The sequence below is a fragment of the Devosia pacifica genome (assembly GCF_014652635.1).
In the GTDB taxonomy this organism is placed as follows: domain Bacteria; phylum Pseudomonadota; class Alphaproteobacteria; order Rhizobiales; family Devosiaceae; genus Devosia; species Devosia pacifica.
Genome location: NZ_BMZE01000002.1, coordinates 491,851 through 511,307, shown reverse-complemented (window position 1 = coordinate 511,307; position 19,457 = coordinate 491,851). Strand labels below are relative to the sequence as shown.

Here is a 19,457-nt window from a genome sequence, read left to right as displayed (position 1 = left end):
CATCGAAACCGACCTTTGAGGCCGGCGCGGCGTTGACTTGGCGGGCACCTTTGCCTATACAGCCGCCGAATTCCAGCGCTGCCTTTGTCTGCAGCGGGAAACTTTCTTGCGCAAGCAGAGTCGAACAAGAGGAACCGTGCAAGGCGCGGTCTGATGTTATGAAGCGTACATACCAGCCGAGCAAGCTCGTCCGCGCCCGCCGTCACGGTTTCCGTGCCCGCATGGCCACCAAGGACGGACGTGCAATTCTGAATCGCCGCCGCCGCCTGGGACGCAAGAAGCTCTCGGCCTGATGTGCAGCGGCCGAATAGCGGCCGTGCCCGTCCTAGCGGGTCGCCTGCGCCATCTGAAGGCGCGGTGGCAATTTTTGAGAGCTGCCCGGGGCTTGCGCGCCGGGCGGTCTTCTTTTGGGCTGCAGGCAGTGCCCAATGGTGATGATGATGTCGGTGTCGGCTTCACCGTGACCAAGAAAACCGGCAACGCGCCAGAGCGCAACCGGATCAAGCGGCGCCTGCGTGCGGCCGTGACACAATGTGCCGATGACTTTCGCCACGGGCATGATTATGTGCTTGTCGGCCGGCGCGAGGCGCTCTCAGTGCCGTTTTCGGAGCTGGTAGGCATGCTCAGCGGCGCCATAGAGCGGGTGCATGATCCACGGCCCCGGCCCCCACGATCTACAGCCGGCCGATCCGGCGGACAGCGGAACCCCCGAGCATGAACGACAATCGCAATATCATCCTCGCCATCGTCTTGAGCATGATCGTGCTGTTCGGCTGGCAGTATTTCGTTGCCGGCCCGCAGATGGAACGCGCGATGCAGGATGCCGAGCTGGCACAGGCGGAGCAGGATGAGCTCAATTCCGCCCTGTCGACGCCCGAACAATCTGCTGACGGTGCGCCCGCCAGCGCCTCCGGCACACAGATGTTCGAAGACCGGCCGTCGGCCATCGCCGCAAGCCAGCGCATCGAGATCGATACCGAGGATCTGCACGGCTCGATCAATCTCACCGGCGCCCGCATCGACGACCTTGAGTTGAAGAACTACCGCGAAACGGTCGATCCCGATTCACCGGTTATCACTCTTCTCTCCCCTGCCAACGGCCCGAACGGCTATTTCATCGAGCAGGGATGGGTCCCGGCAAGCGGCAGTGGCGTTGCCGTGCCGGACAGCGAGACCGAGTGGAGCGTTGCCGGCGACACCGCGACGCTGACCGAGGAAACACCTGTCACCCTCACCTGGGACAATGGCAACGGGCTGATCTTCAACCGCACCATTGCGGTCGACGAGCACTATTTGTTCACGATCACCCAGTCGGTCGAGAATGAGGGTCAGGGCGATGTCGCGCTGTTCCCCTATTCACGCATCGTGCGTCAAGGCACGCCGCAGGTCGCCAACTTCTTCATCCAGCACGAAGGCCTGCTGGGCGTTCTCGGCGATAACAACTGGGTCGGGCGCAAGTATCACGACATCCAGAACGATGGCACCGTAGACTTCGACAGTACGCGTGGCTGGCTCGGTATTGCCGACAAATACTGGGGCACGACGGTCATGCCGCCGCCCGAGACCGGCATCAATGCGCGCTTTTCGCACGCCGTTCGCAACGGTATCAATGTTTATCAGACCAGCTTTGTCGAAACCCAGCCGGCGCTGGTCCCGGCAGGCGGGACGGTCAGCCAGCAGAGCTATGCCTTTGCCGGCGCCAAGGAAGAAAGCGTTCTCGCCCTTTACGAGCAGGAATACGGATTCGACCGTCTCGAATTGCTGATCGACTGGGGCTGGCTGCACTTCCTCACCCGGCCGATGCACTGGCTGCTGACGTTCCTTTACGGCATTCTCGGCAATTTCGGCCTCGCCATTCTGGCAGTGACCGTTATCGTCAAGGCAATCTTCTTCCCTCTCGCCAACCGCTCCTATGCTTCGATGGCCGCAATGCGCCGCGTTCAACCGGAGATGAAGGCGATCCAGGAGCGCCTCAAGGACGACCGGCCTGCCCAGCAGCAGGCGATGATGGAGCTCTACAAGAAAGAAAAGATCAATCCGCTGTCGGGTTGCTGGCCGATTCTGATCCAGATCCCGGTGTTCTTTTCTCTTTATACCGTCATCTTCATCAGCCTCGAGATGCGCCACGCGCCGTTCTTTGGCTGGATACGCGACCTTGCCGCGCCCGATCCGACCAACATCTTCACGCTGTTTGGGCTGATTCCGTGGGATCCGACGATCATCCCGATCCTCGGCACTTTCCTGCACCTCGGCATCTGGCCGGTCATCATGGGCATCACCATGTGGGTGCAGATGAAGCTCAACCCGCCGCCGCCGGATCCGACGCAGGCGATGATCTTCTCGCTCATGCCGATCCTGTTCACGTTCATGCTGGGATCGTTCCCTGCCGGTCTCGTGATCTACTGGGCCTGGAACAACTTCCTGTCCATCTGTCAGCAATGGGTGATCATGAAGCGGCATGGCGCAGAGGTAAATCTGTTCGGAAATATCGCCTCCAGCTTCAAGCGAAAGCCGAAGCAGGCGGACTCATCGCCCAAGGCATGATCCAGCCTTTGGGCTGAACCCGAGCGGAAACCGCGTATGTCCGACACTGACTATTCTCAGGAAACGCTGGAGACCGGGCGGCTTTTGTTCGCCCGGCCGTTCGAGTTCGTCAAAGGCTGCGTGCGCATCGACGACCTGCCGCCCGCCGATCGCGTCGAGATCGCCTTTGCCGGGCGCTCCAATGTAGGCAAATCGTCACTTTTGAACGCCTTGTGCGGAACGTCCTCTCTCGCTCGCACTTCCAACACGCCTGGGCGAACGCAGGAGCTCAACATCTTCGAGAGCCAGTCGGCGCCACTGCGGATCGTTGATATGCCGGGCTACGGTTTTGCAAAAGCGCCTGAGCCCAAGGTCAAGGCGTGGACGCGCCTGATCCATCAGTATCTGACGGGACGCCCCACCCTGCGGCGCGTTTACGTGTTGATCGATGCGCGCCATGGCCCCAAGGCCAATGATCTCAGTGTCATGAACGAACTCGACCAAAGCGCCGTCAGCTATCAGGTGATCCTCACCAAAGCCGACAAGCCTTCGGCGCGCGATCTCGAGGCCGCAATGGTTGCAACCCGCAAGGCCATTGCCAAGCGTCCGGCGGCACATCCAGAGCTGTTGCCGACCTCCAGCCAAAAAGGCCTCGGCCTCGCCGAACTGCGGGCAGAAATTTCGCTATTGCTGGAATAATAGGCCGGGCATCAGCCCCTATTGGTGCGCAAATAGTCGAGCACCATCTGCACCGCGTGTGCCTCGCGCTCCTGCACCATGCTCACGCTCGACAGATCCTTGTCGAAGATCACCGACAGCGTCGCAATGTTCGAGACATAGAAATACCCAAGCGCAGCAATCGAAATATAAAGCTGCACCGGATCGACATCGCGGCGGAATACGCCCGCGGCACCGCCCCTCTCGATCAGCGTACGGATTTGTCCTACGAGCGGCGAGTGCAAGGCCGGGATATCGGGCAGTGTCTTTAAGAACCGCGCGTTTTCAACGTTCTCAGTCGATAGCAGCTTGGTAAACCAGGGATTGGCCAGAAAGTGCCGGAAGGTGAAGCGCACCAACCGGTCCATTGCCTCGACAGGCTCATACTGGTCGAGGCTGAGCTCGCGTTCGCCGCGCCGAATTTCCTGATAGGCGTCGAGAAGGACCGCTCCATAGAGATCCTCCTTGTTACCGAAGTAATGGTAAAGCAGCCGCTTGTTTGCGCCCGCCCTGTCGGCAATGGCATCGACGCGCGCACCCTCGAATCCGCGTTCGGCGAACTCCGCCCGCCCGGCCGCGAGAATAGCAGCCTTGGTCTTGACCGCATTGCGGCCGCGTCGCGCCCCGGTATCAGGGCGGCGACGCGGTGCTTCCACGGCTGAAGAGGGATCTGACACGTTTATTGACCGCCGGAATAGACATAAGAATGGTGAACACGATCACGATGCAGATCACCGCGCTGATCGGTCGGGTGAAAAACGGCGACGGGTCGCCGTTGGTCAGTTGCAGCCCGCGCCGCAGGTTGAGGTCGAGCAGGTCGCCAAGAATGATGCCGAGCACCAGCGGCGCCATTGGATACTTCATTTCCCGCAGGATGAAGCCGATAATGCCGAAGGCGATCATCACATAGACATCAAACATGCGCTGCGTGATGGCGAAAGACCCGACAACGCATAGCACGTACACCACCGCCATCAAACGCTCACGCGGCACGGCCAGCACCTTGAGAAGCGGGCGCGTCAGTGACAACCCGAAAACCAGGATGGCAAGGGTCGAGAACAGCAGGATCGCAACGATCTGGTAGAGGAATTCGGGATTCTCCACCATCAGCAGCGGTCCGGGGCGGATATTGTGGATGAACATCGCGGCAATCAGCACTGCCGCTGCCGCCGAGCCCGGCAGAGCCAGCGTGAGCGTTGGAATCATCGCCCCCGGCACCACCGCTGAATTGCCGGTTTCAGCTGCAATCAGCCCTTCCTGGCTACCCTTGCCGAACTGGTCGGCCTCCTTGCTGACGCGCTTGGCCGCAGCATAGGAAGCCCACGCGCCGACATCCTCACCGACACCCGGAATGATGCCGACAAATGTGCCGATCAGCCCCGAGCGAATCGAAGTCTTCCAGTATCGCGCGACTTCCCCGATCCGCGGCACCACGCGATCGGCTGACGTCACCACCCGCGCCTCCACTGTCCGCTTCATTACCGCAAGAATTTCGGCGAATCCGAACGCGCCCACCATCGCCGGGATCAGATCGACCCCGCCCGACAGCGCGGTGATGCCGAATGTGAAGCGCACATGTGCATGCAGCGTCTCCATGCCGACCATTGCGACCAATAGGCCGAGAATGCCCGCAATGTAGCCCTTCAGCGGATCATCGAGTGCCGTCAGTTGGCCCGAGATCAACACGCCGAACAGCGCCAGCCAGAAAAATTCGTAAGACCCGAACTGCAGCGCCGCCTCGCTCAGCAGCGGCGCCACGAGCGCAAGGCAGACTATGCCGACAATCGTACCCATGGTTGAGGCCGACGTCGCAAGACCCATGGCGAGACCCGCCTGCCCGCGCATCGCCAGCGGATGCCCGTCAAGCGTCGTCGCGGCGCTTGCAGGTGTTCCCGGAATGGCAAGAAGGATGGCGGTGCGGCTGCCGCCATAGATGGCGCCGGCATAAAGACACATCAGGCACAGGATCGCCTGGTCGGGCTCCATGCGATAGGTCAGCGTCACCAGAAGCGCCACGCCCATCGTCGCGGTCAGCCCCGGCAGGGCGCCGATCACGATTCCCAAGAGCGTTGCCCAGGCGATATTGAACAGCGATATCGGCGTCAGGAAATGCGCGATGCCATCGCCGAGCATGAACAGACCGTCGAACATCACCGGCTCCTAGGGAAGACGCACGAGAAAGGCGCGTTCGAACACCAGTGTCACCGCAGCAGCAGTAACAACGGCCAGCCCGAACGCCCACGCCAGTGTTGGCACCAATGGCTTTCTTGGCACTCCAAGCCAGGCTTCGAACACGACAACGAAGCTGAACACGAACAGTCCCGTCGCCAGCCAGAACGGCAGCGTCCCGACAAGGATCAGGCTGTAAATGAGCGCCAGCACCATCACTGTTCCGGCGCGCATCGCTTGCTGGCTCAGCAGCGCCGCACCCAGCAGATGCCAGCCTCCAGGGGCTGGCCGGCGCACCGATCGTCCACCGAGGATCGCCCCGCAGATGATCAGCGCAAAGCTCAGCATGCCCGGCACCAGTCCCGGCACCGTCAGCGGATGCACCCGCCGCAGTTCGAGGCGCGGCATGGTCCATGAGCCATAAAGGATAGCGGCCCCGAGAATGATGAGCACGACGGCCATCACCAGATCGGCCCGGATCATGCGGGAAGCCGCTGCGGCTTCTGCCTCCTCGGATGGGGAGGTGCTGAGGCTGTCGTCGCTCATTGCGGCTGCTCTTGCAAAAACGGTCACCGCCGCCAGGCGGCGATGACCTGTGTTAGGTGGTTATTCCGCGGTACCGGTTTCGGTCATCGTCTCGCAGTCGATGCCGATGGTCGACGGATCGGTCACGGCCTCGTTGCGATCGACGGCGCCGCAAGCCTCGAGGATCACCACCGGCATGGCGCGCTCACGCGCTTCCTCGCCATAGGATGGCGCGAAGACCGCACCGAAGTTCTCCGCATAGGTGCGGATTTCTTCGGAATTCATCACGTCTTCTTCCCAGATCCGGTCCATCGTCGCCTTCACCTCATCCGGCACGTCCGACGGAATGAAGATGCCGAAATAGTCCGGTGCCAGCGGCATGTCTGGGATCCACTCGGTGATCGGCGGGATCGGATCGACACCGTCGATCGTCAGCGGCTCGTCCGACAGAACGGCAAGCGCGCGCAGACGGCCGCCACGGATCAGTTCGGTCTGTTCAACCGCGAGCTGCGTCGTCACCATCGCCTCGCCCGAGGCGGTCGCAATGGCTGCAGGCCCGCCACCATCATAGGTGATCATGTTGTAATCAAAGTCACCTTCGGCGCCGAGCGCGGCAATTGCCGTACCGCCCGACGAGGTGATGCCAGCCGTCGCAACGGTGATCTCCTGGCCGCGCTCCTGGAACGCGTCGAGCAGCTGTCCGAAATCCTCGAACTCGCTGTCCGCCGGCACGCTCACCACCGGCACGTTAGCGACGGACAGATAGATGTGCCAATCGTCGATATCTGTATCTTCCAGCAATCCGGTAATCGCGTAGGTCGCGTTGTTGGCGATGGCGTTGGCCGTCCAGGTGTACCCGTCGGCAGGCGCATTCAGCACTTCCTGCGTGCCGATGGCGCCTGAAGCGCCCGGCTGGTTCACCACCACCACCTCGACACCCAGTGCCTCGGAAATGATCGGCGCGGTCACGCGCGTCACCTGGTCGGTCGATCCACCCGCGCCCCACGGCACGATCAGGTTGATTGGACGATCCGGCTGCCACTCCTGGGCATTGGCGGCGCCAGCGGCGCACAGCATTGCTGCGCAGCCGACGAGTGTCGGTCTTACAAAGGCTTTCATGGCTTCCTCCCTGAGGTGGACCGCACCGTTCCGATGTCTGGTCCAACCGTGACAGAGTGTCGCGCGGCGAACGGTTTGTCAATCATAAGTAACCGCACGGTTCGCCAACGCCCGCGTCTTGCGCCGTTACGGCGAGAGGACGTAAAAGTCTCATATCTCACGAAAGCGGGGCGGGGCGTGGATATTACCAGCTATATCGTCATGGCGCTTGCCCTCGCGGCTGGCGCCGTGGTCAAGGGCGCAACCGGCATGGGGCTGCCGCTGGTGGCGCTGCCTGTGCTCACCGCCGTGTTCGGTCTGCAGCACGCCATCGGCCTGATGGTAATCCCGCTGATCTTCACCAATGCCTGGCAGGTCTGGAGCTTTCGCGCTCAGCGGTCGGATCAGCGCATGGTGTTCCTGCCATGGTTCCTCGTCGGCGGGGTCGTCGGCATCGTCATTGGAACCTGGCTTCTGACCGCTCTGCCGGAGCGCATCCTGATACTCAGCCTCGGCATCATCCTGCTGGTTTATGTCGTCCTGCGGCTCACCAACCCGCATTTTCAGCTCTCCGTAAAGCTGGCGCGCAGGTTCGGCCCGCTCGCGGGCACCGGTGGAGGGATCCTGCAGGGCGCAACCGGAATTTCCGCGCCGATCGGCGTCACCTTCATCCATTCGATGTCGATGGAGCGCGATGCGCATGTGTTTGCCGTGTCGGCCATGTTTCTTGTCTACTCGGTGACGCAACTGCCATCGCTTTGGCTGCTCGGCGTCATGCAGCCGAGCTGGCTGCTGCAGGGGGTATTCGCGTTGGTACCAATCCTGGTTTTCATGCCCGTCGGGCAGATGCTGGCCGGAAAACTCAGCCGCAAGGCGTTCGATCGGCTGATCCTGATCTTTCTCGGGCTGATCGGTCTCAAAATGGTCTTGGGCCTTTGAAAGCGCCAGTTTGCATAGTTTTTGCGCACTCCGTGCTTGACGCTTGTCCGTCGCCGGGTGTAGCTAAGTAACTAATCAGTTACACCGCGAAGCGGCATTACTCGGGAGGCTCTGCAATGGCGGAAAGACGGATCGGCATCATCATGCATGGCGTGACGGGCCGTATGGGTTACAATCAGCACCTCGTGCGCTCCATCCTGGCGATCAGGGATCAGGGCGGCGTCGTGCTTTCCAATGGCGACCGGCTAATGGTCGACCCGATCATTGTCGGCCGTGATGCCGAAAAGATCGAGCGGCTGGCGAAAAAGCACAATGTCGAGCGCTACACTACCGATCTCGACAAGGCGCTCGCCAATCCAGACGATGAAGTCTTCTTCGATGCCGGCACGACGTTGATGCGTGCGTCGCTGCTCGAAAAGGCCATTGATGCGGGCAAGGCGATCTACTGCGAGAAGCCGATCTCCGACGATCTCGATGTCGCCGTCGCTCTCGCCAAAAAGGCCAAGCAGTCCGGCGTCAAGCACGGCGTCGTTCAGGACAAGCTGTTCCTGCCGGGCCTGATGAAGCTCAAAATGCTGCGCGACAGCGGCTTTTTCGGCAAGATGCTCTCGGTCCGCGGCGAGTTCGGCTACTGGGTCTTCGAAGGCGACTGGCAACCGGCACAGCGCCCATCGTGGAACTATCGCAAGGGCGATGGCGGCGGCATCATTCTCGATATGCTGTGCCACTGGCGCTACGTCCTCGACAATCTGTTCGGTGAAGTGAAGGCCCTGTCCTGCCTCGGCGCCACGCACATCCCGGAGCGCGTCGACGAAAAAGGCAATCGCTTCACCGCCGATACCGACGATGCGGCCTATGCGACGTTTGAACTTGAAGACGGCGTGATTGCACAGATCAACTCGAGCTGGACCACTCGTGTCCGCCGCGATGATCTCGTGACCTTCCATGTCGATGGGACGCACGGCTCCGCCGTTGCGGGCCTTCACAAGTGCTACACCCAGCACCGCGTCAACACACCGAAGCCGGTGTGGAACCCCGACCAGCCGCAGACCATGAACTTCTTTGACGATTGGGAAGAAGTTCCGGACAACTGGCCGGCCGACAACGGCTTCAAGGTGCAGTGGGAAATGTTCCTCAAGCACGTCGCCGAAGATGCGCCGTGGGACTACGGCCTCGACGCCGGCGCCAAAGGCGTGCAGCTTGCCGAACTTGGTCTCAAGAGCTGGGAAGAGCGCCGCTGGCTCGACGTTCCGAAGCTCGACATCTGATAACCAATTTCAACGGGCTGTCCGGCCCGTTCGCACTCCATGCGCCCTCGTGGTCGGTTTACCGTCCGCGGGGGCTTGCTTGATCAGGGAGGACTGCCATGCCCACCATTCATCTGCCCAACGAAGACCGCTCCATCACCCCCTACGAGATGACCGGCACGCCAATTGCGCTCGAGCGTTACAAGGCCACCGATTTCCCGCGCATCGCCTATGCTGCGGCGCATGTTGTCGCCGATCCGCTGGCCAGCAACGACCCTTGGCTGACGCCCGCGATCGATTGGGATCAGACACTGAAATTCCGCCATCGCCTCTGGGATCTCGGGCTCGGCGTCGCCGAAGCCATGGATACCGCGCAGCGCGGCATGGGGCTGACCTGGACCGATGCGCAGGAACTGATCCGCCGCGCCCAGGCCGAAGCCCGAGGCCGCGACGATGCACTGATCGCTTATGGAGCCGGCACCGATCATCTCGCACCGGGCCCCGATGTCACCATTGACGACATCATCAAGGCCTATGAAGAGCAGGTCGGGTTCGTTGAAGGCGAAGGCGGCCGGGTGATCCTGATGGCCAGCCGTGCGCTCGCCGCTGCTGCCAAGACACCTGATGACTACGCCCGGGTATACGGGCACATCCTCTCTCAGGTTAAGCAACCGGTGGTCATGCACTGGCTCGGCGAAATGTTCGACCCGGCGCTCGAAGGCTATTGGGGCAAGGCCGACCATGACGAGGCGATGGATGTCTGCCTCGATGTCATCGCCGCCAATGCCGACAAGGTCGATGGCATCAAGATCTCGCTGCTGTCCGCCGAAAAGGAAATCAAGATGCGCCGGCGCCTGCCGGAAAGCGTCAAGATGTATACCGGCGACGATTTCAACTATGCCGAACTGATCGCTGGCGATGACGAGGGGTATTCGCACGCGCTTCTCGGCATTTTCGATGCCATCGCGCCGGCGGCTTCTGCGGGCCTCGCGGCTCTGGGGCGTGGCAACACCAACGAGTTTTTCGATCTGCTCGAGCCAACAGTGCCGTTGAGCCGGCATATTTTCGCCGCCCCGACCCGGTTCTACAAAACCGGCGTCGTCTTCCTCGCCTACCTCAACGGCCTGCAGGATCATTTCACGATGATCGGTGGACAGCAGTCAACGCGCTCGCTGCAGCACCTGGCTGAGCTGTTCCGGCTTGCCGACAAGGCCCGCGTCATCGCCGATCCGGAACTTGCGGCCAAGCGCATGCAGGACGTTCTGCGCGTGCACGGAGTGTCGGCATGAGCGGGACTGAGAACATCATCTCGCTCAACCTCGCAACGACCCGCCAGCAATGGGGCTTCGCCGAGGCTGTCGAAGGGTGTGTGAAAGCCGGGATCACCGCGATCTCGCCATGGCGCGACCAGATCGAGGCGATCGGCCTTGATGAAGCGGCACGGCTCGTTCGCGAGCACTCGCTGCGGGTCACCGGCGTTTGCCGCGGCGGCATGTTTCCGGCAGACACCGCCGAGGGTCGCCAGAAGGCACTTGACGACAACCACCGTGCAATCGATGAGGCTGCGGCCTTGAACGCCGATTGCCTGGTGCTGGTCGTTGGTGGGCTGCCCGGTTCCTCCAAGGACATTGCCGGGGCGCGCCAGATGGTGCTCGACGGTATTGCGGCGATGCTGCCGCATGCCCGTTCATCCGGGGTCAAGCTCGCCATCGAGCCGCTGCATCCAATGTATGCCGCCGACCGCGCCTGCGTGAACACCATCGACCAGGCGCTCGACATGTGCGAGGTGCTCGGCGAGACCGTCGGCGTCGCGGTCGACGTCTACCACGTGTGGTGGGACCCGAACCTTGCCGGTGCCATCGCCCGTGCTGGCCGCATGAACCGCATCTTTGCGCATCACATCTGCGACTGGCTGGTTCCGACAACGGACATGTTGCTCGATCGCGGCATGATGGGTGACGGCGTCATAGACCTTAAGTCGATCCGCGCCATGCTCGAAGAAGCCGGCTATCACGGCCCGCAGGAAGTCGAGATCTTTTCGAAGGACAATTGGTGGCAACGCCCCGGCGACGAGGTGCTGGAAACCATCAAGCAGCGGTTCGAAACAGTCTGCTGAAACAAAAAGAGCCCCGGAAAAACCGGGGCTCTTTCTTTTTAAGTGTCGTGGTCGATTACATACGGGTGTAATCGATGCTCGAGCACAGGATGCCTGCCTGACAGCCGGTAATCGTGAGCGTGTCTGGCCCGACCAGTTCGACCGTCGCACTGGCATTGCCGCCATTCAACGCGATGTCGCCTTCCCAGGTGTTCGGGCCGGTCTGCTCGCCTTGAACGACCTGCTGGTCGACATAGGCAAGATTTTCTTCGGTACGCGAATCGCCCTGGATGTCATTGAGGACGCCACAAAGCTGGGTGCCGTCACCGCACATCGAGAACGTGAAGGTCGTGCCCCACTGGTCCTGCCATGTTCCTGCCGGTGTTGCGTCCTGGGCAAAAGCCGGAACAGCGAGAAAGGTCATGACGGTCGCAGCAGCAGAAAGAGTTTTCATGAACATTGTTGCGATACTCCACGCAAGTCAGCGACGCTCGCTTGAGCGAGCGCGCATTGGGATTAAGTACAAGCCCTTGGTCATCTAACGCCCGCCCCGCGCTACGGTTGCGCAGAGTTTACCGGGTAAAAGTCGCAGCGATTTCAACGTGCGTAGACCAGGCGAATTGATCGACAATCTGTAGGTCGCGGAGCGTGAACCCGGCCTGAACGAGCCGTTCAGCATCCCGCGCAAAGGTGCCGGCATCGCAGGCAATCATCACCACTTGGCCGATCTTTGAGGCGCATAGTTCCTCAACTTGCGCCATCGCCCCGGCGCGCGGCGGGTCGAGCACCACCGCATCGAAACCATCGAATTCGAACCGGGTCAGCGGATCGCGGAACAGGTCGCGCCGGAAGCCTGTCACTGTCTTCAGCCCTGATGCGTGCCGCGCCGCCTGCTGAAGTGCCGTAATCGCTCCTCGGTCGCTGTCGAACGCTGTGACCTGCGCCTGTTCGGCGAGGCGAAATGCAAACGTGCCGACTCCGCAAAAGAGATCCGCGACCCGCTTTGCCTTGCCGATCCCGGCAAGAGCGTACTCACCAAGTGTCTGTTCAGCCGCTGCCGTCGCCTGAAGAAACGCATTGACGGGAAGGTTCACGCTGGCGCGCCCGATGGCCAGCGTTGGCGGCTGTGCCTGCAGCAACGTCTCTCCATTCATCGCCAGTCGTGCCAAGCCGAATTCGCCCAGGAGCGGCATCAGCCGTTCGGCGCGCGCCTGTCGGCGTTGCGTTCGCACCGCAACATCGATCCCGCTATCGCTGGCGGTGAACGCGACATCCGCCTCCCCGATCACCGCCTCGACGGCCCGCGCGATGGCCGGCGCGCGGGAGGCCAGTTCGGGCACAAGGATCGGGCAATGCGCGATATCGGCCACCTGGTGACTGCGCAGGCGCATATACCCGGCGCCTTCCTTGCGCGCATGCAGCGTCGCCCGCCGGCGGCCACGCCCGCTTGCGTCAACGAACCGGTCGGATTTGACGTCTAGACCAGCCTTTTCGAGCGCAGCGACGACGAGACCAGTCTTGAAGCTTTCATAGAAAGGACGGTCAAGATGCTGCAACTGGCAGCCACCGCACACACCGAAATGCGGACAGAATGCCTCGACCCGATCAGCGCTCGGGGTCTCGACACCGACAAGCGTGCCGCGATCCCCGTCCCGCTCGATCTGCACCACTTCTCCAGGCAAAGCCAGCGGCACGAACACGCGCTGCCCGTCGCGTTCGGCAATACCATCGCCGCGACGGCCCAGGGCAGTAATTGTGGTTGTCTCGCTCATGCGCCTGCCTAACGGCAGCCGCAACTGCGTTCAAGCAGCATATCGTGCGAACCGGTCACGGTCGCGTGGCGTATTCCAGAAGGCTCGCCAATCCCACGAATGGCACGCCCGTCTGCTCCGACAGCCCTGACGCACAGGTCGAGACGGTCGACACGCCAAGATCACATCCCTCGGGGATATCCTGACGCGCAAAGCGCGTTGCATGCGCGTTGAGTTCTGGCGTGAACAGGCCCTTGTCGCCAGCATAGCCGCAGCACGTTACCGAGTTCAGCACCGCGATCTCCTCGGCGCAGGCACGCGCGATCCCTTCGACGGCGCCTTGCTCCTTGAGCCGCTGCGCCGAGCAATTATGGTGAACCGCAATAACCGGCAGCTTGCGGGTGATCGAAAGGTGCGGAAGCACCTCCGCCATCAGGAACTCGGCGGAGTCGGCCACCTTGAGGTCCCCATGATGCTCGCCGAGATGCTTGGCGCAGGTCGAGGCATCTGTCAGCACCGGTGCACCGCCCACTGCAACGGTCGCAAGTTCGTCCTTGAGCCGCCCGCCGACACGCTTCGATTCCTCAGGGAATCCCTTCGACAGAAATGGCTGGCCGCAGCACTGACCCTCGATCTTGGCGGGCAATCTGACGGAATAGCCGGCCCGCTCAAGCAGTGCCAGCATTGCCTCGGGACCGGACAGCAGCTCATAGGCCGTCCCGGTGGCGCCGAACATCCGGCTCGGGCAGGCCGGGAAATAGACGACATCGCCGCGTGGCGCATTGGCTTTTGCTGCAGGCTGCTTCGGCGCACCGGGGCCGGGTTTTAGAGCCTCATAGATCCGGGGCGTTCGTCGACCCGTGGCTCGCCGGGCCGCGTCAGTCATGCTTTCGATGGCACCGGATGACAGGACGGATTTCGCTTTGTCGGCAAGTCCGACGCCGAGGCGCATCGCGCCTTCGATGGTCCGCGTCTGGCCTGCAGCGAAGTGCGCCACGCGCTCCGCCATACCACCACGCCGGCGCGCGCGCTCTCCGGTGATCATCGTGCCGGTCTCGATCCCCACCGGGCAGCGCAGCGAACACAGATTGCACGCGGCGCATGTGTCCATGCCCGGGTAGACAAAATCGGCATCGAGCTTGGCCAGAAGCTCCGGATCTTCACCCGTCTGGCGCAGCCGCGCGCGCTCGCGGGTCACGGCAATGCGTTGACGTGGTGTTAACGTCATGTGGTGGCTGGGGCACGCCGGCTCGCAGAATCCGCACTCGATACAAAGGTCCACAACCTCGTCGGCAAGCGGCATCACCTTGAGGTTCTTGATGTGCACATGCTCATCGGCATTGAGCAAAACACCGGGGTTGAGCAGCAGTTCGGGATCAAACAACGCCTTGATCCGGTGCATCAGCTGATAGGCCTTTTCGCCCCACTCCGCCTCGACAAACGGCGCAATCGCGCGGCCCGTCCCGTGCTCCGCCTTGAGGCTTCCGGCGTACTGCACCGACACGAGCTTCGACAGATCCTTTGAAAAAGCATCGAACTTCTGGGCAGATTCCGCCTTCGAGAAATCGTCCGACATCTGGAAGTGCAGGTTTCCCGCCAGCGCGTGCCCGAAAATGATCGCATCGTCATAGCCGTGATCGTCGAGCAACTTGCGCATGTCGATGACGAAATCCGCAAGTCGCTCGATCGGAGCCGCGACGTCCTCGGTCAGCATCGAGGTGCCCTTGGGGCGCATGGCGCCGCCCGACGCAAAAAAGCCCTTTCGGATATCCCACAAGGCCTGGCTACGCGCCTCATCGGTCGAAAACGCGATATGGGTCGCGTTCTCGCTGGCCAATATAGCCTCGGCCTTTTCGACTTCCGCGTGAAGCTCGCCCTCGGTCGGCGCCGTCACATCGATCAGCACAGCCGGCGAATTCTCGTTGAGATACGGCAGCAGCGGCGCCATTGGCGGCAAATGCTCGACCGTCGCCAGCGCCCGGCGCTCGATATACTCGGCCGCCGTCACGCCGGTGGTGACCTGGACCCCGTTGTTCGCGAGCTTGATGATCGCCCGACCGGCAGATTGCGGGTCCGGAAATGGCACCAGTGCTGTCGACTTGAACGGATGCTCAGGCACGGTGTTGTAGGTGACTTCGGATACGAAGCCGAGCGTTCCTTCCGAGCCGACCATCAAGTGGATCAGGATATCGAGCGGGTCGTGGAAATCGACCAGCGCATTCAACGAGTAGCCCACGGTGTTCTTAATCCGGTATTTGCGCCGGATCAGCGCCACCAACTCCTCGTCGGCCATCACCTCATGATGAAGATCATGCAAAGCATCGAGCAACTGCGCATGGCTCTGCCGGAACGCCTCGCATGATGCTGGGTCACCGGAATCCAGCATCGTCCCGTCGGTAAGCACGATCCGAAGCCGCGCCATGGTATGGTAGGTGTTCTGCGCCACACCGCAACACATGCCGGAAGAGTTATTGTTGACCACGCCACCGATCTTGCAGGTCGCCTGGCTCGCCGGGTCCGGGCCGATCTTCTTGTTGTGCTTCTTGAGCGCTGCATTGGCCTGCGCAACGATGATCGCCGGCCCGAGCGTGATCTGCTCTGCGCCATCGTGGATCTTCATCTTGCGCCAGCCATCACCAAGCACGGCCAGAACACCTTCTGTCACCGCCTGCCCGGACAACGAGGTGCCGGCGGCACGGAAGGTGATGGAGAGGCCTTCCGCGCGCGCTGCGTTCATCACTGCCCGCACTTCGTCCTCGGTATCGACGAAAACCACGGCTGCTGGAATCAGCCGGTAGGAACTTGCATCGCCCGACCAAGCATAGGTCATCAGCGGATCAGTCATCATCCTGTCCGGTCGGATGATGTGCTTGAGGCGCGACACAACGGCCTCACCGCGCGCCTGCTTGTCGGCGCGCGGTGAAGGATCAGCCTGGGTCGTGGCGGTGGAGGAAGATACGAGGGCTTGCTGCATGCTCTAAAGCTAACATGTTAGCGGGCGTCTGCGGAAGTCACATTGTAGCGCGCCGCCAAGCCTACCATCCCGGGGAGCCGATCAGATATCGACGTCGTCGTCGCTCTCAAGTAGCCGGATTTCTGCTGCGGCCTGGCGCATGATTCCGGCCAGTCGCCGCTGTGTGACCCCGTTCCCCTTGCGGGCCTTCTTGATCGCCGCCTTCAATTCGCGGCGCGCCGCGTTCACCTCTGGCAGCACATCCTCAAGGTCGCGATCGTCTGCGTCCGGCTCAGGGGTTTTGTCTTCTTCGGGGTTCTTATGTGGCCGGGCCGGCTCGTAGTCCCATTGCGCCTGCGACTGTTCTTTTTCAGCGCGCTCTGATGCCCAATCGCGGCGGGCGTAATCGCGGAATCGATTTACCTGCTCACCCGCACGCGAGAGGAAATCGAGCGTCGACCGAACGGCATCGCGGTTCTCGTCGAGGTGCTGCCGGCCACTATCGGTGATGGTGTAGCGCTTCTTGTTTCCATCTGCCTGAGAGGTGACGTATCCCGCCTCTTCAAGATAGGTCAGCGCCGGATAGACGAGGCCCGGGCTCGGCGCATAAACGCCGTTCGAGCGCTCTTCGATCGCCTTGATCAGCTCATAGCCATGCCGCGGCTGCTGTTCGATCAGATAGAGCGCAACCAGCCGCACGTCGCCGGAGGCGAGCATGCGACCCATTCTCAGATTGTCGCCCCAACCGCTGAAATTGCGGTCCCCGGCCATCTCGGCGACTCGACCGAACCCCCGTCGCGCGAGCCGTTCAATTTCGCGCCAATCCGGCTCACCATTTCGAAAATACCGTCCCATGATCCTGCTCCATCCTGGCCAGCTAAGCCTTACCAATGACAGATCGGCACCGGCATGACCGGTTTCAAGATATATCATGAAACTGTTTTAGACCCTGCCCCACAGTGTCGGACAAACAAAAAACCCGGCCACAAGGACCGGGTTTTTGAAGGATATCGAAAGACTGAGAGCTTACTCGCTCTTGGTCTCTTCGCTCTGCTCTGCGGCAGCTGCCTCTTCGGCAGCCTTTGCTGCAGCGGCTTCCTCTGCGGCCTTTTCGGCTGCAAGAGCCTCGGCGGCTGCGACCTTTTCGGCCTCGCGCGCTTCACGTGCAGCCTGAGCCGCAGCGCGTTCATCGGCCTCGATCCTCTTGGTGCGAGCGTTCGTCGATTCAAAGATACGAGCGGACTTGCCGCGACGATCGCGCAGGTAATAGAGCTTTGCGCGGCGAACCTTACCGCGCTTCATCACCTCGATGCGGTCGATGTTCGGCGAGTAAAGCGGGAACACACGCTCGACGCCTTCACCGTAGGAGATCTTGCGCACGGTGAAGCTCTGCATCAGGCCGCCACCCGAGCGTGCGATAACCACACCCTCGTAGGCCTGCAGACGCTCTTTGTCGCCTTCGCGGATCTTCACCCACACCTTGACGGTATCGCCGTGGGAAAATTCGGGAATATTGGCCTTTTCGGCCAGCTGGTCGAGCTGCTCGCGCTCGATCTGCTGAATGATGTTCATCTCGATCTATCCGTTCTGATCTTTTCGAGGGAGCCCGTTTGGGCCCGGTCTTTGTTGGACGGAAAACGTCAAGCGGCGCCTATAGTCGAGATGAGGCCAAGAGTCCAGCACAAACACCCTGATTCCAGGGGTTCAACGCCAGTTTCAATCTTGTGATGGCCCTATCAGGTCCGGACGACGCTTGCGGGTCAATGCCTCGGCTTCGGCACGGCGCCACCTGGCGATACGGGCGTGATCACCCGAGGTCAGAACCGCCGGGATGGCGTGGCCTTCGAAGGCTTGCGGGCGTGTATACTGAGGATATTCGAGGAGCCCATCCTCAAAACTTTCCTCGGCATGGCTTTCTGCCGTCCCGAGCACTCCGGGCAACAGCCGGACCACTGCTTCGAGCAGTACCATCGCGGCAACTTCACCACCGGCAAGAACGTAGTCGCCGATGGAGACTTCCTCGAGCCCACGCGCATCGATAACCCGCTGGTCAATTCCTTCGAAACGTCCGCAAACAATCACAACGCCCGGTCCGGCTGCCAGTCGGCGCACACGCGCCTGATCCAGCGGCACTCCGCGCGGCGACATCACGAGGCGCGGCCGCGTATCGCCTTGCGGCGACACATGATCGATCGCCTTGGCGAGAATGTCGGGGCGTAGCACCATGCCCGCACCACCGCCGGAAGGCGTATCGTCAACGCTTCTATGCTTGTCCTCTGCAAAATCGCGCAATTGCGTCGTCGACAAATGCCAGCGCCCATCCTGCATCCCCCTTCCCAGCACCGAGGCGCCGAGCGGTCCGGGGAACAGATCCGGAAACAGCGTTATGACATCCGCGGAAAAGCTCAATCCGGCTCCTCCTCGCCAACCGGCGCATCAAGCGGCACGATGATGGTAAGGTACCCGCCTTTGAGATTGATTTCCGGAACGACCGCTTTGGTAAAGGGGTAGAGATAGGTGTCACTCGACTGGATGTCGCGGATCTCGATGAGATCGCCGGCGCCATAATTGGGAAGGCTCAGCACCTCGCCGATCACGCTGCCGTCCTCACGCCGGGCTTCGAGCCCGATGAGATCGGCATGATAGTACTCATCCTCGTCCTCGGGCGCCGGAAGTGCTGCCCTGTCGATAAAAAGTGAGACCCCGTTGAGCCGTTCCGCCTGGTTGCGATCGGCGATACCCTTGAGCCTGGCAACGAGCACGGTTTTTTGCGCCCGCACCTCGGCGATTTCGATCGTCAGCCCAGCCCTGTCAGTCGTGAGCGGGCCGTATGAGGCGATATCCTCGGCATACTGCGTGAAAGGCGTGATCCGCACCTCGCCCTTTATGCCGTGCGCTGCGCCGATCCTGCCAAGAAGAATCCGATCCGTGCTCATCTGAAACACCTCGATGCCCTGACACAAAGGCCCCGATACGCATGTACCGGGGCCAAAGCTAACGAGCAGAAAAGCGTAGCCTTATTCGGCCGATGCTTCTTCTGCCGGAGCGTTCTGCGCGGCTTCGATCTCGGCTGCGCGCGAAGCGCGTTCTTCGGCGCGCTCGGTTGCCTTCTGGCCCGGCTTGCCCTTGTTCGGGTTATTGCGGGTATCGCGCTTCATCAAACCGGCGGCATCAAAGAAACGAGCAACGCGGTCGGTCGGCTGTGCACCGACGCTCAGCCAATGCTTGGCACGCTCGGTGTCGAGGGTGACGCGGGTCTCGTCGTCCTTGTTGAGCAGCGGATTGTAGGCGCCGATGCGCTCGATGAAACGGCCGTCGCGCGGCGAGCGGGCGTCAGCAACGACAATATGATAGTACGGGCGCTTTTTGTTGCCGGCACGGGCAAGACGCAGCTTCAAAGACATCTGGTTTCCTTTGGTAAGTCGAGATTTGAGGAGTTG

At 61.6% G+C, this 19,457-nt stretch carries 20 protein-coding genes; 8 read left to right on the top strand and 12 right to left on the bottom strand.

The genetic code is table 11. The annotated features are described in order from the left end of the window. The first annotated feature begins 158 nt into the window (after positions 1–158). From rpmH to yihA, 4 genes are read left to right on the top strand one after another with little or no spacing between them, the layout of a single operon-like run. The gene (gene rpmH / locus IE127_RS09625; RefSeq protein ID WP_189425466.1) at positions 159–293 is read left to right on the top strand and encodes a 50S ribosomal protein L34; all 135 of its coding nucleotides are present in this window, start codon (positions 159–161) and stop codon (positions 291–293) included. Further along, positions 293–718, top strand: coding sequence for a ribonuclease P protein component (gene rnpA, locus IE127_RS09620; protein WP_189425465.1), 426 nt, complete (start codon positions 293–295; stop codon positions 716–718). The genes rpmH and rnpA overlap by 1 nt, the downstream gene beginning before the upstream one ends. Then, the gene (yidC, locus tag IE127_RS09615) at positions 715–2,544 is read left to right on the top strand and encodes a membrane protein insertase YidC (RefSeq protein WP_189425464.1); all 1,830 of its coding nucleotides are present in this window, start codon (positions 715–717) and stop codon (positions 2,542–2,544) included. The genes rnpA and yidC overlap by 4 nt, the downstream gene beginning before the upstream one ends. A gap of 36 nt (positions 2,545–2,580) precedes the next feature. Continuing rightward, on the top strand, positions 2,581–3,222 hold the full coding sequence (gene yihA, locus IE127_RS09610) for a ribosome biogenesis GTP-binding protein YihA/YsxC (protein ID WP_189425463.1): 642 nt from the start codon (positions 2,581–2,583) through the stop codon (positions 3,220–3,222). Between the two features lie 11 nt (positions 3,223–3,233). Here yihA and IE127_RS09605 read toward each other — a convergent pair whose 3' ends face one another. The 4 genes from IE127_RS09605 to IE127_RS09590 are packed head-to-tail and all read right to left on the bottom strand — an operon-like array spanning position 3,234 to position 7,053. Continuing rightward, positions 3,234–3,896 (bottom strand): TetR/AcrR family transcriptional regulator, encoded by a 663-nt coding sequence (locus tag IE127_RS09605; protein ID WP_210310467.1) that lies wholly within the window; start codon positions 3,894–3,896, stop codon positions 3,234–3,236. Further along, complete coding sequence (locus IE127_RS09600) at positions 3,871–5,391, bottom strand: tripartite tricarboxylate transporter permease (RefSeq protein WP_189425461.1); 1,521 nt, start codon at positions 5,389–5,391, stop codon at positions 3,871–3,873. The genes IE127_RS09605 and IE127_RS09600 overlap by 26 nt, the downstream gene beginning before the upstream one ends. A gap of 9 nt (positions 5,392–5,400) precedes the next feature. Beyond that, positions 5,401–5,955: a tripartite tricarboxylate transporter TctB family protein gene (locus IE127_RS09595; protein WP_189425460.1), complete on the bottom strand. Its 555-nt coding sequence runs from the start codon at positions 5,953–5,955 to the stop codon at positions 5,401–5,403. A 60-nt stretch (positions 5,956–6,015) separates the two neighbouring features. Continuing rightward, positions 6,016–7,053 carry a tripartite tricarboxylate transporter substrate binding protein gene (locus IE127_RS09590; protein ID WP_189425459.1) on the bottom strand — a complete coding sequence of 346 codons (1,038 nt, stop codon included), beginning with the start codon at positions 7,051–7,053 and terminating at the stop codon, positions 6,016–6,018. Between the two features lie 177 nt (positions 7,054–7,230). Between IE127_RS09590 and IE127_RS09585 the strand changes: the two genes are divergently transcribed. The 4 genes from IE127_RS09585 to IE127_RS09570 all read left to right on the top strand — a co-directional run bounded on the left by IE127_RS09585 (position 7,231) and on the right by IE127_RS09570 (position 11,334). Next, positions 7,231–7,971, top strand: a complete 741-nt coding sequence (locus IE127_RS09585; protein WP_189425458.1) for a sulfite exporter TauE/SafE family protein — start codon at positions 7,231–7,233, stop codon at positions 7,969–7,971. A 116-nt stretch (positions 7,972–8,087) separates the two neighbouring features. Continuing rightward, complete coding sequence (locus IE127_RS09580) at positions 8,088–9,239, top strand: Gfo/Idh/MocA family protein (protein WP_189425457.1); 1,152 nt, start codon at positions 8,088–8,090, stop codon at positions 9,237–9,239. A gap of 98 nt (positions 9,240–9,337) precedes the next feature. After that, the gene (locus IE127_RS09575; protein ID WP_189425456.1) at positions 9,338–10,507 is read left to right on the top strand and encodes a dihydrodipicolinate synthase family protein; all 1,170 of its coding nucleotides are present in this window, start codon (positions 9,338–9,340) and stop codon (positions 10,505–10,507) included. Next, entirely contained in the window at positions 10,504–11,334 is an 831-nt protein-coding gene (locus tag IE127_RS09570) for a sugar phosphate isomerase/epimerase family protein (protein WP_189425455.1), read from the top strand. Before IE127_RS09575 ends, IE127_RS09570 begins: the two co-directional genes overlap by 4 nt. Before the next feature lie 55 nt (positions 11,335–11,389). On the opposite strand, the gene IE127_RS09565 is transcribed toward IE127_RS09570, so the two are convergent. From IE127_RS09565 to rpsP, 8 genes are all read right to left on the bottom strand, one after another. Beyond that, positions 11,390–11,773, bottom strand: coding sequence for a DUF2147 domain-containing protein (locus tag IE127_RS09565; RefSeq protein ID WP_189425454.1), 384 nt, complete (start codon positions 11,771–11,773; stop codon positions 11,390–11,392). 112 nt (positions 11,774–11,885) lie between these two features. Next, the gene (locus IE127_RS09560; protein WP_189425453.1) at positions 11,886–13,085 is read right to left on the bottom strand and encodes a class I SAM-dependent RNA methyltransferase; all 1,200 of its coding nucleotides are present in this window, start codon (positions 13,083–13,085) and stop codon (positions 11,886–11,888) included. 55 nt (positions 13,086–13,140) lie between these two features. Next, positions 13,141–16,038, bottom strand: coding sequence for an FAD-binding and (Fe-S)-binding domain-containing protein (locus IE127_RS09555; RefSeq protein ID WP_189425452.1), 2,898 nt, complete (start codon positions 16,036–16,038; stop codon positions 13,141–13,143). 81 nt (positions 16,039–16,119) lie between these two features. Next, complete coding sequence (locus tag IE127_RS09550) at positions 16,120–16,872, bottom strand: PadR family transcriptional regulator (RefSeq protein WP_189425451.1); 753 nt, start codon at positions 16,870–16,872, stop codon at positions 16,120–16,122. A gap of 171 nt (positions 16,873–17,043) precedes the next feature. Beyond that, entirely contained in the window at positions 17,044–17,589 is a 546-nt protein-coding gene (gene rplS / locus IE127_RS09545) for a 50S ribosomal protein L19 (protein ID WP_189425450.1), read from the bottom strand. 144 nt (positions 17,590–17,733) lie between these two features. Continuing rightward, the gene (gene trmD / locus IE127_RS09540; protein WP_189425449.1) at positions 17,734–18,426 is read right to left on the bottom strand and encodes a tRNA (guanosine(37)-N1)-methyltransferase TrmD; all 693 of its coding nucleotides are present in this window, start codon (positions 18,424–18,426) and stop codon (positions 17,734–17,736) included. After that, positions 18,423–18,953 (bottom strand): ribosome maturation factor RimM, encoded by a 531-nt coding sequence (gene rimM, locus IE127_RS09535; protein WP_189425448.1) that lies wholly within the window; start codon positions 18,951–18,953, stop codon positions 18,423–18,425. The genes trmD and rimM overlap by 4 nt, the downstream gene beginning before the upstream one ends. 81 nt (positions 18,954–19,034) lie before the next feature. Further along, complete coding sequence (gene rpsP, locus IE127_RS09530; RefSeq protein ID WP_189425447.1) at positions 19,035–19,421, bottom strand: 30S ribosomal protein S16; 387 nt, start codon at positions 19,419–19,421, stop codon at positions 19,035–19,037. Positions 19,422–19,457: the final 36 nt, after the last annotated feature.